The organism is Pseudoalteromonas sp. P1-7a, from assembly GCF_001401855.1.
GTDB lineage: Bacteria > Pseudomonadota > Gammaproteobacteria > Enterobacterales > Alteromonadaceae > Pseudoalteromonas.
The window spans coordinates 12,932-28,306 of record NZ_LKDU01000033.1; the positions used below are offsets into that span (position 1 = coordinate 12,932).

Consider the following 15,375-nt stretch of genomic DNA (forward strand, 5'->3'; position numbering starts at 1 on the left):
CAAGATCTCTAAATTAAAATCACTTTTCATTTAATGCTCTAAAATCTTCAAATTGCGTCCTTCTTGGATGCTTTTTGTTATATTTCATATTAAACCTGTCAGCTGTTCTTGAGAGTAAATATATAAAGCGATTGTACTTAAAATTGCGTGTAGGCATTTCGATACTTTTTAAACTATCTAGTGACTGTTGACATGATTCATTTGTAAACTGCTCAATGCAATTTACATGTTTAGTTTTTAAATCTAGCCTTAACTTTGTAGGCATATCGATATAGTCGGCAATCATTTTTTCGACAGAGAATAGAGGTAAATCTAGGCCCTTGCGTGTATATTGATGCATGTAAACATCACAAAAGTAGCCATAAGTTTTGGGTTCAACAAAATTTTGGACACCTACAATAGAGGGGATACCGAGAGCAGCTGCTTGCACTATCGCTGTACCATCCCCAATAAACATATCGCTATTACTAACCACCTCATCAAACTTTGAATAATCCAATGTTCCTTTTAATTTTATAGAGTTAGAAACTTCAAATTTCAGTATTTTTTCTTTTAATTCATCGTATAGCGGGCCATTTCCATAAATATCAAACTCAATATTGTAGCCTTTATTAACTAAATTTTTTATAACTTGAATCATGTAAAAGTTATAGGTTTTAAACTCCACCAATCTACCAATAGCAACCAATTTTAATGGTTTACTTATATCACTAGATAAATGAACATCTTTTTTATCAACCACTCCTAGACTAAATGTATTCGACCTTTTAAATGACTTATTTCTAGTTTTTGCATACAAATCTCTACTCCCAGGGGAGAAAAACAGCAGAGATTGTTCCGGTAGATAATCGAAAATAAATTTTCGATTTATACGTTCATGCAGCGCCACTTTATTACCGCCCCATAAATACTTAATGTAATGGTAAAAGCCCACTGTGATAGGTATTTTTTTATCCATTAACCGGGCAAGCCTTTCGCCAAAGAGTAGCTGCATAGCATCGAAACCGTGAATTTGATCAACGCCTTCCATTATGACTTTTAATTTATTTTTATTTAATGGCGCGATAATTGATAGACGTGAACTTAAAGTCGGCTGGAATACAAAAATATCTTTCGCAAAATATACACTTGCGTATAACTTAGCTTCAGAAAGTAATTCATGATTACTTTGTTTAGGCTCCGATAAAAGTAAGATTGAGGTTTTTAGCCCTAGACGGGCTCTTTCTTTTGCCATACGCACAAAAAAAGTTTCGATTCCGCCAACCGACAATGAACTATAAATAAATAACATTTAATCTCTTCTTTTTAGATATTGCTTAATTGTTTGTAAGCTTGTTTCAATTCTTTGATAAAAAGTAACGCTTACAACAACAAATAAGCCGCCCCAAACAATGTTAAAATATGGCAAATTACCTTGGGTTAACAAACATATACAGGTTGCTACCGTGTACATGGTTAGTGCTATATAAATCTTCAAGCGTGGAAGTGATTGCCATGTTATCGCACTTGCTTCTGTTCTAATCAGGAAAAAAATAAAGAAAGAAATAACAGTTGCTAATGCAGCACCAGCAGCGCCATATATAGGAATTAAAAAATAGTTTAAAATTGCATTCGATAAAAATGCTATTAAAGATGCTAGCATTGCATATGAAGACTTACGCTTAATGCCAATACCGACCCCGGTAGTTTGTGACAACATATAGAATAAAGGCATAGATACACACGCTACTATTAAATATTCAATTGCCTTGTATTCACTAGGTAGAAAATAGGGAACAATAAAAGAGAGTATGCCTACAAGTGACCAAATTAAGCACACTAATAATAATATACTTTCTGTTACTGCTTGAATCTTACTATTGCTAACCCCTTGTTTAACCCATTTATATAAAGTCGGGTGCCATAGATTAGAAAAAACGGTTGAGATTACTGACACCGCTCCCGCTAAAGAAGCAGCTAGCGCATATACACCAAGTTCTTCGAAACCAACCATTCCCCTTAAAAAGAAGCGGTCCATTGTTGTTAACCCCCAGTAAGCCAGTCCCCCTGCAACTAAAGGAAGGCTGAATAACAACGTTTTCTTTAATAAAATGAGATCTGTATGACTTTTTAATGCACTGAACCAAGTTTTCTTTGTTATGAATAAAAAAATTAACAATGAAAATAATATGGCGTAGGTATTCATTTGCATTAAAGTAGTAAAGTTAGCTGATAGACTAAAGCTCATAATTAAGGCTATAAAAAATACGAAAAAGAGTTTAGGTGCGATTTTTGTTGCTGAAAACGCCAAGCCCCTTTCTTCCATTCTCAATAAGTGTGACAAGAAGTTAATCAAGAAGCTTGCAAAAACACCTATTATTAATAAACCAGTTAGTAACTTAGATTCAATTCCGAATAAAAGTGCTGATAATGAGAATGGTGCAACTAAAAAAACTATAGCTGTGAGCGATAATAGCACTAAACCAGGAAGCACGCTTACTCTGAACAAGGCTGCTTTATCTTCCTCTTCATGGTACTCTCTAACATAAGCTTGGTGCATTGCTAAGCTAAAAAAGGATACGGATAGGCTTAACACAACTTGCATCATTGTTAATTTCCCGACATCTTCTACAGAAAAAAACCACGCTACAAATGGAAGTGTAATCAGACCTAAACCTGCAGCTGCTATAGGGCCAATAGCAAAATGCAAGACTTTCTTTAAGTTCAAGCAAAAAACTCCGATACAGCACTAATAACTTGAGCCTGTTCATATGGCGAAATACCATAAAAAATAGGTAAACGAACTAATCTTTCACTCTCTTTTGTGGTGAATACATCACTGCCACTAAATACACTCGCTTGATTTCCCGCCGGCGAGCTATGCAATGGTACATAATGAAAAGCTGAAGAGATGTTACGAGTTTTCAAAAAATCAATAAATTGGTTTCGTATATTAATATTTGCAAGCTTAAGGTAGAACATATGTGCGTTGTGCTCACATTCAGCAGGTATATGAGGTAATTCGACATTATGTTCACTTTTTAGGTCTTTAAATGCTTCATAATATACTTGCCATGACTTCAAACGTGCATGGTTTATTTCATCTGCTCTTTCTAATTGCCCCCATAAGTATGCTGCTTGCAAATCGCTAGGTAAGAAGCTACTGCCTATATCGACCCAAGTATACTTATCTACTGCTCCACGAATAAATTTACTTCTATTCGTTCCTTTTTCCCTTATTATTTCTGCTCTTTCAGCGAATTTGGAGTTATTGATAATTAATAATCCTCCTTCACCGCCACTTGTATAGTTTTTAGTATCATGGAAACTAAATGCTCCAATATCACCTAAAGTCCCAAGCGGCTTACCTTTATAATAAGATCTTACTCCTTGTGCGGCGTCTTCTATTACATAGAGCCCATGCTGTTTTGCCAAGGCTAAAATTGTATCCATTTCACACGCTACACCAGCGTAATGAACAGGTACTATTGCTTTAGTTTTACTTGTTATAGCTGCTTCTATCAAAGACTCATCAATGTTCATAGTATCAGGCCTAATATCGACAAAAACGATCTTAGCGCCCCGTAACAAAAAAGCATTTGCAGTGCTAACAAATGTATAACTTGGCATTATAATTTCGTCACCAGGCTGAGTATCAATTAAAATAGCAGCCATCTCTAAAGCGTGCGTGCATGAAGGAGTCAACAGTGCTTTACTGCATTCTAAATCATCAACAAACCAAGCGTGGCAAAGTTTTGTAAATTTACCATCGCCAGATAGCTTACCTGCTTTCATAGCATCTAGTACGTACTGTTCTTCATTGCCAGTATAGGGAGTCTTGTTAAACTCAATCATTGTTGTGCCTTAAGTATACTTTTTAATTTTTCAATATCTGGTGCTTGGGAAATTATTGAATAGTTCTTTTGTATTTTATCTACAGACCAGTCCCACCACTTTAATTCAAGAAGTATCTCAATAATCTCTTGAGAAAAGCGGTATTTTATTACTCTTGCAGGACTACCTGCAACAATTGCATATGGTGGGACATCTTTAGTTACAACTGCATTTGCACCTATTACAGCACCATCTCCAACTGTAACTCCCCTAGTGATAACTGCCCCTGCCGCAATCCAAACATCACTGCCTATTTTGACCTGACTTTTATAGCGGTCATAAGCTACTGGTTCAGATACCGGGCGTATATCATCTGCAGGATTGTAAAGAAAAGAATGCTGAGTAACACGAGAGTAATCATGGTTTGCCCCACCAATAGATACATTCCACGAAATACTTGTGTAACTACCAATGACTGAATATAGAATCAAAGTGTTGCGCCCAGTGTAACTGTAGGACCCAATTTTGGAACCATCAATATGGTTGTTCCTATCTATTTTAACAGCGGTAAAGAGCTTAGAACTAGCTACTTTAGAAAAGTCTCCTACACTTACGTTTTCACTCAATTGTGACTTAATTACAGTAACACTATTGTAAAGCTTAACACTTTCATGTGTTAAGCTTTCAACTACTCTAGCATGACTGCTCATTTTACAACTAGCTCTATAGAAGATACTAATTCTTTTGCTAATGCTTCGGCTTCAGCACTGGTGTCAGATACAACAATTAAATGCCCTAATCTATCGGGGCCCACCTTAAATGCATTTACTTGATCACCTTCAGTTACATCAAGTTTCAACTCGACTAACATAGGATGGTTTTTGACCCTAGAGGGTATATTTATGCTTTCAACAATACCTTTTTTTTCTGAGAAAATTAATAATGATGCATTAGCCTGCCTAGAAGTTCTTTTTTGAATAGGCAATGAGTTAGCAGTTGCTAGCGCTATTAAGTACTCGTAAATATCAATTCCTTGGTAAAGAGAAATATTCTCTGGTAAACATGTGGCCCCCATCCTAGCGCCTATTTCTAAAATATAAACCTCATTACCACTTACCATTAGATCCACATTAGCAACTGTATTTTGTAAACCAATTGCTTTAACAGCTAATTTTATAACTTCTTCGCACTGAGTAATAACATTGCTCGATAATGTAACTGGTAATGAGTGCCCTATAGGAACACTGATGGGAGGTTGGGTTACTTCATCATTGTGAATAAAAACTTTATCAACCTTATCGCCGCAAATTAGTGCCTGTGCACCAATCTCATAGCCTTCAATAAATTGTTCAACAATAACCTTTGTTGACTGGGAAACTGCTAAGGCCTCATTAAAAGCCGATTCTATCTCGGCTATACTTTCAACCTTTGTAATACCTCTACTACCCGAAGAGTCGATAGCCTTTACCATTACAGGGTAGCCTATAGTGTTGGCTTCATTTTTTGCCTCTGCGATAGTATAAACTTCTTTATAATGAGCTGTTTTAACGTTGTGGCTGATAAAGCATTTTTTCATGAGAGCTTTATCCATACTTCTTTGAGAAGCTAAAAATCCAGTACCAGGCAAATTCAGTTTGTCGACGACATAACCTATTGATGGAACAGCGACATCAGTCCCAGTGGTAAGAATTCCATCAATCCCGTACTTAACGGCAGCTGCTAAAATGGTCTCTTTATCTCTAGTATCTGAATCTACAATATAGTCTGCAATTTCAAGTCCCGGATAGTTTCCTACTGGAGACACTACAATAGCAATATACCCTAACTCCTTAACTTTTTTTATTAGAGGAACTTGATATATCCCTGCACCCAATATCATAATTTTCATAGTTTATTCCAAGTAAACTTTTTACTGCTAAAGTGCTAATAAATACTTTAAAAAGTATATAGCCGAAAGAATGTATTCTTATTATTCAGTTAAAACACTTAAATAATGGCCATAACTATTTTTTTTAAACAATTCGGCACGCTCTTTAATTTGTTCCTTACTTAACCAGCCATTGTTGAAAGCTATTTCTTCTAAACACGCTATTTTGTAACCTTGCCTTTTTTCGATAGTTTCAACGAATTGAGCCGCTTCGAGTAAACTTTCATGTGTTCCTGTATCTAACCATGCAAAACCTCGGCCTAAGCGTTCAACATTTAACTTATTTTGGTTCAAATACATTTCATTTAGGCAAGTGATCTCTAGCTCACCTCGTTGAGAAGGCTCGACCTTTTTAGCCAGTTCAACTACAGTATTATCATAAAAATATAAACCAGTTACAGCAAAGTTAGATTTAGGTTCTAAGGGTTTTTCCTCTATGGAGATTGCTTTTTTGTTTCTGCTAAATTCGACAACTCCAAAGCGCTCGGGATCTTTCACTTGATACCCAAACACCGTAGCACCTAACCCATTCTTTGCATTTTCGACGGCGTTTTTCAATTTAGGTGTAAAGCCTTCCCCATAGAAAATATTATCGCCTAGTACTAAGCAAACATCGTCTTCACCGATGAACTCTTCACCTAAAATAAAAGCCTGTGCAAGTCCATCAGGACTAGGTTGAACTGTATAATTAAGCTCTATGCCAAATTGTGAGCCATCCCCTAATAAGCGCTTAAAAGAGTCTAAATCTTCATCTGTGGTTATGATTAAAATTTCTTTGATACCAGCGAGCATTAACACCGAAAGCGGGTAATAAATCATTGGTTTATCATAAATAGGAAGCAACTGCTTAGACACACCCATGGTAATTGGGTATAGGCGAGTACCTGAACCACCCGCTAAAATTATTCCTTTCATTACATAGCTCCTTTTTATAACTCGCCAAGACGTTCGCGCTGATACGATCCGTCTTGAACGTTTTTGCACCATTGCTGATTTGATAAGTACCACTCGATTGTTTTACGTAGCCCTGTTTCAAATGTCTCTACAGGTTCCCAATTAAGTTCTTTACTCATTTTTGATGAGTCAATCGCATAGCGCCTATCATGACCTGGGCGATCAGTTACATAAGTAATTTGATCAGCATATTTAGTTGCTTTAGGGACTAATGTATCTAATATACTGCAAATAGTTTGTACAACTTCGATATTCTGTTTTTCATTGTGGCCACCTATGTTGTAGGTTTCACCAACCACACCTTCGGTGACTACTTTATACAAGGCACGAGCATGGTCTTCTACGTATAACCAATCACGTATTTGGTCGCCTTTACCATAAATAGGCAAGTCTTTACCTTCTAGGGCATTAAGTATAACCAAAGGTATTAGTTTTTCAGGGAAGTGGTAAGGACCATAGTTGTTTGAACAGTTAGTGACAATGGTCGGAAAGCCATACGTACGCAGCCATGCTCGAACTAAATGATCACTCGACGCTTTACTTGCCGAATAAGGGCTACTTGGTGCGTAAGAAGTTCCCTCAGTAAATAATGGAAGTTCACCTTCTTGTTCATCAGGGTGTGGAAGATCGCCATATACCTCATCAGTTGAAATATGGTGAAACCTAAACGATTTTTTATCATCATCATTTAATGTATTCCAGTATTCACGAGCCGCTTCTAATAAATTGTAAGTGCCTACAATATTCGTTTGTATAAATTCGGCTGGCCCTGTGATTGAACGGTCAACATGGCTTTCTGCAGCCAAATGCATTACTGCGTTTGGTTTATGAGAATTGAAAACCCGATCGAGCTCTGCGCGATTGCATATATCAACTTGTTCGAATATGTAACGACTATCATTTTCAACTAATTTTAATGATTCTAAATTCCCAGCATAAGTTAATTTATCGAGATTAATCACTGAGTCTTTAGTATTTTCTACGATATGGCGTATTACAGCTGAGCCTATAAAGCCTGCTCCACCCGTTATAAGTATTTTCACATTAATCCTATGTAGTAATAACCATTTTTACTGAGCTGTTAATAAGCTTTGTTGAAATAAGTAGACTTCACATGCTTCAAAAATGCTAGGGTCTTGTTACTTTGCGTAAAGAAGTTAAGTAAGTTAATTCAATCGAATAATAATTTTATTCGATTAAAACAGTATTACTTTAGTCGCTTATATAGTTAATTGATTAATCAAATTGACTATAAAACAAACAGAAGTAAACTTACTTTAATCTTTAATCCTAATATAGTGCTTGAGAATAACGACCATACAACTAAAAACTATCCCTAATGCGAAGCCTAAAATTACGATTAAGGTACGCTTTGGGCTGTCTCTAACTTCTGGAACAAGTGCTGGATCAATCGTTTTAAAGGCATATTCATCACGAACACTAGCAAACATAATTGTTTTTGCTTGCTCTTCAATTAATTTATAAAGAATAATTCGTATATCAGCAATTTTAGTATCTTCTAATTGCTTAGAAAGAAAGTCAGCACTTTTTTGTGCCTCCACTACGTCCCTATCTTTCATTTCTTTGTTAATATCTTCGACCAGCCAGTTGACCCATTGCTTAGCAATCAAAGGAGATTGGTGAACAATAGATAAAGTTATCATTGCCGTTTCTTTATTCGTTTTTATTGAAATTAAGTCACTAAAAATTTTATAAGCTTCTTGCTCTGATGGTTTCGATGTAAGTGGAGCCTCAACTTCCCTCAGCCATGTTTTTGAATTGCTATCGTAAACTTCTGGATCATAACTGACACCTTTATTTAGCTCCCACGATTTCACTGCCATTAAATCTGGTAAAATATTATGTTTTTCAATAAAACTTGATACGAACTTTCTAGACTTCAAAACTTCAAGAGCGAGCTGTGTTTTGTTAGTGCTTTGCCCACCAATATTTACTCCTGCTAAGCTTGCTAAACCACCGAACTGGCCAGCTAAAGCAGATAGGCCGCCATTGTTTTTTGCCTCCGCAGGTGCTAATAATACTTCTGATCTGTATAAATTTGGCTGTTTTAAAGCAAAGATAATCGAGAACAAAACAAACAGAAATGTTATTGCCGCGATCACCCACTTGCCGCGCCAAATAACAGATAGCAGTTCACCTAGGTCTATTTCATCATCAACAGGTGGGTATCTGTTTTGCTCTAACTCGGAGCTTTGTGTTCTCAAATCTGTTTTCATATAGTTAATCTAGTTCCACTTTTTATTCTATATACATAAAGCAATAATTATTTTTAGCTTACTTTCTTTGCTTAATAAGTAAGTTTATATTTTAAATATTGCTAATCGCAGCAACAGCAACACCTAATTGGTATACTATTTGTGTTGCAGTACTCCATAGAGTAAGCTTATCCATATGGCTTGCATCCATCGGTATTACAATAGTATCGCCAGCTTCTAGCTCAGTAGGATCATTTGCTGCAAACCAACCTCCTCGAGAAGGAATTTTAACTGAACCATTTGCTTTGATTATGTAAATGCTATCTTCATCAGCACGATCTTTAAGTCCACCACTTAAGCCAATATAGTCTTCTAAGGTAACCCCAGCTTTATATAAGTGTGATGTTGAGTAGTTAACTTCACCTATTACACTAATTGAGTCACGTTTACTTGGCACGTATAAAACATCACCATTTTGCAGGACTAAGTTTTGCTTATTTTCAACTATGAGTGGTAAGTCGATAACTAATCGCCCTACCGCTTCAACGCTTGCTAAATCATTTAATAGCTTATTCATTTCATCATACGAAAGTGAATTACTACTTACTGAGTTTTGGAAGCTTTTTGATGCTATGTCGCGGCGTAGCTCAGTTGATAAACGGGCTAGTTGTTGCTGCTCTTGCTCTTTTATAGACGCACGAGTAAATATTGCTGCTTTTTGCTCTGCAAACTCAGAGAAGCCGCCAGCGCGTTCAAGTAGCTCTGTCAGTGTTTCGCCGCGGCGTATTGTGTAGGTACCAGGGAATCTAAGCTCACCTTTAAGTTCTACTTTTACGTTTTCTTGCCAATTGGGTATAGCGAATACGTTAATACTGTCTTTACTTTGTAGTGTAATATTGCTTTGTGCATCACCACGCATTGCACTTTCAAGGTCTAAACGTAAGTGTTCTATTTTAGAGGCGTCGCTCGCTACAATACGTGTAATTTCGGCTTGTTTTACGTAAGCAGATTCTAGTAAGCCGCCTGCCGCGGTGACCAAATCACGTACTTCACCGCCCACCATTAGCGGGTAAACACCCGGGAATGTAACATTGCCGCTAATTTCTACTAGCTGAATAGCCTGATCGACAGAAGCCTGTTGCTTAAATTTAGCAATAAGTGGCGCGAGTAAATTATGGCGGCTAAATAAAGCATAATCTTCTGGTTTTAATTCAAGTTCAGCTTCTTCTTTAGCTTTGCGTTTTGACATTTCAGCGAGTGTAAGGGCTTTATTTTCTTCAAAAATAAATTCCTCTTCTTCTTGATTTATACCAATATATTTTTCAAACTCTTTTTGCTGGTATGTATGCCATTGCTCAGCTTTTAGCTGCTGTTCTTGCTGCTCTTGGCTTAGGGCCATATTAGCAAGTGCTGATTTTTCAGCTTCTTTTTCTTCAAAGCGGCTGAATACAATAATTTTATCGTTTGCTTTTAACGTTAAGTTATTTTCTGGGTTTTTAATTATGGCTTGTGCTACATCAAACTGATGCGCTTCTATATCACCATTTATATTAATTTCGCGAATTACTAAGCCGTAGCTTAAATCTGCTTGTGGAAGCAGGTCACCACGTACTGATTTTAAAACATCCGAAATACGCTTACCTTGATACCACTGATAATTACCTGGGCGCGCTACAGCACCAATTAGGCTTATAGAATTTTGATATTGTGAGCTTACAGAGTTAAAGTGTACGCGGTCGCCATCTTGCGGAATGTAGTTAATTTGTGGCTTAGTGAAATCTATTGACAGTACTTCTTTGCGATCAAAGTTGAAACGCTCTACCACAACATTTTTAGCATACGCACCTGCTTTTAAACCCCCTGCCATTGAGAGTAATTGATTGGCCGTCTCGCCTTTTTTAAGTTCAAATATTGCTGGGCGTTTAACTAAGCCATCTACAGTAACTTGTGCCCCTACAGGTGGCACAAAAACAACATCACCAGGCTTTAATACTATGTCGTTACTGCTATCGCCATTGATTAGTAAATCGTAAAGGTCGAAGTTAGCTACTGTTTTACCAGCGCGCTTTACTTGTATATTACGCAGTGACGCAATTTCAGACACACCACCACTTACAAACAGAGCATGTGACACGGTTGTTAAAGACGATACGCTGTAGCTACCTGGTTTGTAGGCTTCACCTAGTACAAGAATACGCATGCTACGTAGTTGACCAAGTGATACAAAGGCTTTCACCCCTATCACTTCTTGTTCAACTTTTACTTTTATGAGTTCTTTTATTTCGGCAAACGTTAAGCCTGCTACCTCTACAGGGCTTAAATCGGGAATGCTAATGCGCCCTTCGCGGTCAACTGTTACATCAAAGCTGTCACTTTCTTTTCCATAAAAGTTAATTTTTAGTTGATCGCCTGGGCCTACTATATAGGTGTCCGGTACGGCAGCATTTTCGCTTGGCATAAACGTTGTAGGTTCACCTGCAAAAAGCTCGTAGCCATAAGGCTTTAATTCTTCTGTTTTGGGCTTAAAGCGCTCTTCGTCGGTTAAGTCTTCTTGTTCTTTTTCTTCGCGTTCGCCGATAGTTGACTTCTGCTCATTTGAGTTTTCATCATTTGACTGGTTAGCACCGGTGATGGTAGAAATATCAACACCGTATTGCTTAGCTAGGGCTTCTTGCTGAGCTTTTGGCAACTTTTTAAATTGCTCAATTTGCGAGGCTGTTGGCGTAAAAGCCATGGTACTAAAACTACAAAGTAGAATAAAAGCACTAAAAAATTGTATAAAAACTTTCACGAGTAGGTATATCCCTAGGTCTACAACCAAAATTGGTGGCTATAATACATTAAATCTAAACAAATAAAAAAGGGACTTTCGTCCCTTTTGTCACTTAACTGTCATTAAATACGTTTGTTTGGTTAAAAACTATATACTAACGTTAATGACGTCTCTGTATCTGTACTTTCTTCGTCATCAGCAACATCTGAGTTGTTGGTAACATTAAAAGCGACTTTCATTTGTAGCGAGCCATTTATTTTAGTTAGCAGTGCCGTCTCAGAACGCGTTTTGGTGTTTGAATCACCGTACTCAACCGATACAAGTTGAGTAAAACGTGCGTTGTCTGAAATTTGCCAGTTATAGTCTAATTTACCTAAAGCAATTACTTCACTGTCGCTTTCACCTGCAAGTAGGTTACCATCGTCGTCAACTTGGGTGCTGTCATCTGAGTATTCAAAAAATTTGTAACCCGGACCAAACTCAGCACTTAACCACATATCTGGCTGGTCGACTAAACGTAAGCCGTAACCTGCAGAAATTACAGATTCAGTTCTATACGCGCCAAAATAGTCTGAAACGTGTGAACCATAAATGAATAAATGAGAGTTTTCTTCATTTAACTTGTAATTACCTTGAGCAGACGCTGAGTACTTTTCGTTGGTGCGTTGCTTTTCTTTATCACCGTTGTCATCTTCAACTTCATCTTCTTTATAGATGCCGTCGATTTTGTACTCGTTGTTCCAGTTTTCTAGGTGATGTAATACCTTTAAACCGCCTTTTAACGTTGTAGTTTCAGTGTTACCGCTCGTGACGATAGCACCAAGCTCACTTGTTACTTCCCACGTTTTTTTCTCAGCGTCTTCTGCGAATGCGTTAGTTGCAGCAGAGGCTGCAACTAAAAGTGTTAAAAGCTTTAATTTCATTAAAAATAACCTATTTAGTACTTAGAATTAGTCTTGCTTGTGTAAATGTACATCCATTTGCGGATATGGAATTGCAATATCTGCATCATCTAATGCAATTTTAATGTTCTCTAATAATGACCAGTAAGTCGGCCAGTAATCGCCTGAGTTTACCCAAGGACGGACAATAAAGTTGACGCTTGAGTCTGCCAGTTCAGAAACTGCAACAGTGTAAGCAGGATCTTTAAGTAAACGAGACTCTGCGTCAAGTACTGACTGTAATACTTCTTTTGTTTTTCGTAAGTCGGCTTCGTAACTTACACCAATAACTAAATCGATACGGCGGGTAGACTCACGAGAGAAGTTAGTAATAGCGCCCGACATAATTTGTGAGTTTGGCACGATTATAACTTTGTTATCTGGAGTACGTAGTTCTGTAGAAAATATTTCTATTTTTTTAACTGTGCCCATTTTACCGCCGGCTTCAACAAACTCACCAGATTTGAATGGGCGAAGCAATATAATAAGTACGCCTGATGCAAAGTTAGACAGCGAACCTTGAAGCGCTAAACCAACTGCTAAACCAGCAGCACCTAAAATAGCAATGAACGACGTAGTTTCGATGCCTATTTGCGAAAGCGCCATTAAAATAGTCGCAGCAAATACAATAGCGTAAACTATACTCGATACAAACGAGCCTACCGCTTTATCTACTTTCTTTTTATCGAACGCTTTTTCTGTTAAGCCAGCACAAAACTTAGCAATGCGGCTACCAAGTAAAAAGATAACTAACGCTATAACAGCTTGAATGCCGTAGTGTAAAATTAAACCTGAGTTTTCGTTTAGCCAGGTAAGTATTGAATCCATAGTAACTCCAAATAGTTTTTATTAAGCAATTTCCCGCACGTAATTATACATTAATTTACATTTTATTCTCATTAAATAGTAAATTATAATTAGCAAGTTGTTGTTTTAGTGTTTTTTTAAGCCACTTTTAGCCCGCGCATAGAGTACATACTCTTTATGAACCTTTACTGATAACGAAGTAAATTTATGAAATATTGATTTTTTTTGATTTTTTTTAGTTTTAGGCTTCACAACATTTATTATTTTATGTACTATGCGCGCCACACCAAACGAGGTGTGTAGTGGCGGTTGTAGCTCAGTTGGTAGAGCCCCGGATTGTGATTCCGGTTGTCGCGGGTTCAAGCCCCGTCAATCGCCCCACTTTTTTCCTTTTGTTCCTGATTTATCTCCCATTAGTTTTTCAATTTAAATTTATTCACCCATCCTGCTTTACCGAATATTTCACTTTATCAAATACTAACTTAGCTTCTGTTTACAATCGCACAATAATGAACCAATATACTTTACATATAAACAGAAAGTGCTACCTTATTAAGGTTTAATAGCATTTAGTATTAGCAAACCACCACTTCTTCTTGGGATATTCTAACGAGCATGATCAAACACGCTATTTTTATTTTATTACTTGGTTACCTTTCTTTTGTAAGTTTGAATGCAAAAGCTCAAAATAATATTTCCTATGTAAAGCTACTTGGTGAACTTAAATATTTAATTTCGCAAAAGCAATTTGACGAAGCATACAAAATTAGTCAAAAGCACTATATATATTTGGGCGAGCCCGATTTTGACTACTTGCTTGGGGTTTCGGCGCTAAATTCTAATCTTTCGGCCCCTGCAGTATTTGCATTTGAGCGAGTCATTGAGGCAAAACCACAGTGGTATGAAGCACGTTTATATTTAGTAAAATCTTATATTGCAGCCAATAATTTACCTGCGGCTAACGCTCAAGCTACGCTAATAATTAATACAGCCACTTCACCTGAAGCTGTGAAAAAAGCGGCTCATTCTTTATTAGAAGCATCGCAGCGTAAGCAGCGCTTAACTGAGCGTACTTATGATCAAAGCATTGAGATTGCATATGGTGTAGATGGTAACGTGAATGCAGGCACTTCTGAGGATACAATTTTAATCCCTAACTTGGGCGAATTTTTACTATCGCCAAAAAGCAAAAGCAGCGACGATAATTATATAAAGCTAAATTATAAAGGCCGTTACTTTTACCCTATAGACCAACATAGCGCTTTTGCTTTAGGTGTAAACACCGATTGGTACAAATTTAATGAGCTATCTGAATATGACCGCGTAAATACCAATGTTTCAGGTCGATACCAACAGGCGTTAAATAATAACACCCTTTGGTATTTGCAAGTCGGTATTACACCTTTACTACTAGATGGTGAGCTATACAGAACTGAAACATCACTAACAAGTGGCGCTAGTTACCAATTCAATAAACAATTAAGTGTATTTGGCGCATTATCAGTTGGCCTTATGAATAATACATTTGATGATAAGTTAGATAACACTTTTTATACTCTTAATGTAGGTGCAAGTTACCTGTCTAAAAAGTGGTATCAAAGTGTAAGCGCAAACTTTAAAAATGAAAGCGCTAACATTGATGAAGGTGAATTTAATGCAAGGCACATTAGTGGGGTTTACTATCAAATAAACGCATTACTTAGCCAACATTGGCAAGTCTCTGCGCAAACAGGGTATCAATGGATTGAACATCAGGATAAACACCCGCTATTTCTTCAAGAGCGAAGTGATAATTTATTGATACTTTCGAGCTCATTACGCTACTCAGTTAATAAAAGTTTAGCAGTGCAATTAGCATTGAACTACCAAGACAAAACCAGTGATATTTCGTTGTTCGAATACGATCGCTTTGATACCAATTTAAGCGCAAGTTACTCATTCTGA

Annotated in this window: 12 protein-coding genes and 1 tRNA gene; 2 read left to right on the top strand and 11 right to left on the bottom strand. The window is 37.0% G+C overall.

What is annotated here, in order from left to right; all coding sequences use genetic code 11:
- Window positions 1-19 precede the first annotated feature (19 nt).
- From AN389_RS16675 to AN389_RS16725, 11 genes are all read right to left on the bottom strand, one after another.
- Window positions 20-1,291, bottom strand: a complete 1,272-nt coding sequence (locus AN389_RS16675; protein WP_055018662.1) for a glycosyltransferase — start codon at window positions 1,289-1,291, stop codon at window positions 20-22.
- Window positions 1,292-2,707 (bottom strand): lipopolysaccharide biosynthesis protein, encoded by a 1,416-nt coding sequence (locus AN389_RS16680; protein ID WP_055018663.1) that lies wholly within the window; start codon window positions 2,705-2,707, stop codon window positions 1,292-1,294.
- Window positions 2,704-3,834, bottom strand: coding sequence for a dTDP-4-amino-4,6-dideoxygalactose transaminase (gene rffA / locus AN389_RS16685; RefSeq protein WP_055018664.1), 1,131 nt, complete (start codon window positions 3,832-3,834; stop codon window positions 2,704-2,706). The genes AN389_RS16680 and rffA overlap by 4 nt, the downstream gene beginning before the upstream one ends.
- Window positions 3,831-4,523 (bottom strand): CatB-related O-acetyltransferase, encoded by a 693-nt coding sequence (locus AN389_RS20840; RefSeq protein ID WP_082422772.1) that lies wholly within the window; start codon window positions 4,521-4,523, stop codon window positions 3,831-3,833. Before AN389_RS20840 ends, rffA begins: the two co-directional genes overlap by 4 nt.
- Complete coding sequence (locus tag AN389_RS16695) at window positions 4,520-5,701, bottom strand: ATP-grasp domain-containing protein (RefSeq protein ID WP_055020293.1); 1,182 nt, start codon at window positions 5,699-5,701, stop codon at window positions 4,520-4,522. The genes AN389_RS20840 and AN389_RS16695 overlap by 4 nt, the downstream gene beginning before the upstream one ends.
- An 81-nt stretch (window positions 5,702-5,782) precedes the next feature.
- The gene (gene rfbA, locus AN389_RS16700) at window positions 5,783-6,655 is read right to left on the bottom strand and encodes a glucose-1-phosphate thymidylyltransferase RfbA (protein ID WP_055018666.1); all 873 of its coding nucleotides are present in this window, start codon (window positions 6,653-6,655) and stop codon (window positions 5,783-5,785) included.
- A 14-nt stretch (window positions 6,656-6,669) separates the two neighbouring features.
- The gene (gene rfbB / locus AN389_RS16705; RefSeq protein WP_055018667.1) at window positions 6,670-7,737 is read right to left on the bottom strand and encodes a dTDP-glucose 4,6-dehydratase; all 1,068 of its coding nucleotides are present in this window, start codon (window positions 7,735-7,737) and stop codon (window positions 6,670-6,672) included.
- 234 nt (window positions 7,738-7,971) lie between these two features.
- Window positions 7,972-8,931: a Wzz/FepE/Etk N-terminal domain-containing protein gene (locus AN389_RS16710; RefSeq protein ID WP_055018668.1), complete on the bottom strand. Its 960-nt coding sequence runs from the start codon at window positions 8,929-8,931 to the stop codon at window positions 7,972-7,974.
- A 91-nt stretch (window positions 8,932-9,022) separates the two neighbouring features.
- Window positions 9,023-11,701 (bottom strand): SLBB domain-containing protein, encoded by a 2,679-nt coding sequence (locus AN389_RS16715; RefSeq protein WP_055018669.1) that lies wholly within the window; start codon window positions 11,699-11,701, stop codon window positions 9,023-9,025.
- A gap of 122 nt (window positions 11,702-11,823) precedes the next feature.
- Window positions 11,824-12,606, bottom strand: a complete 783-nt coding sequence (locus tag AN389_RS16720; RefSeq protein WP_055018670.1) for a YdiY family protein — start codon at window positions 12,604-12,606, stop codon at window positions 11,824-11,826.
- 27 nt (window positions 12,607-12,633) lie between these two features.
- Window positions 12,634-13,452: a mechanosensitive ion channel family protein gene (locus AN389_RS16725; protein ID WP_055016622.1), complete on the bottom strand. Its 819-nt coding sequence runs from the start codon at window positions 13,450-13,452 to the stop codon at window positions 12,634-12,636.
- Between the two features lie 284 nt (window positions 13,453-13,736).
- Between AN389_RS16725 and AN389_RS16730 the strand changes: the two genes are divergently transcribed.
- Window positions 13,737-13,812: transfer RNA gene (locus tag AN389_RS16730), tRNA-His, on the top strand.
- Between the two features lie 234 nt (window positions 13,813-14,046).
- Window positions 14,047-15,375 (top strand): hypothetical protein, encoded by a 1,329-nt coding sequence (locus tag AN389_RS16735; RefSeq protein WP_055018671.1) that lies wholly within the window; start codon window positions 14,047-14,049, stop codon window positions 15,373-15,375.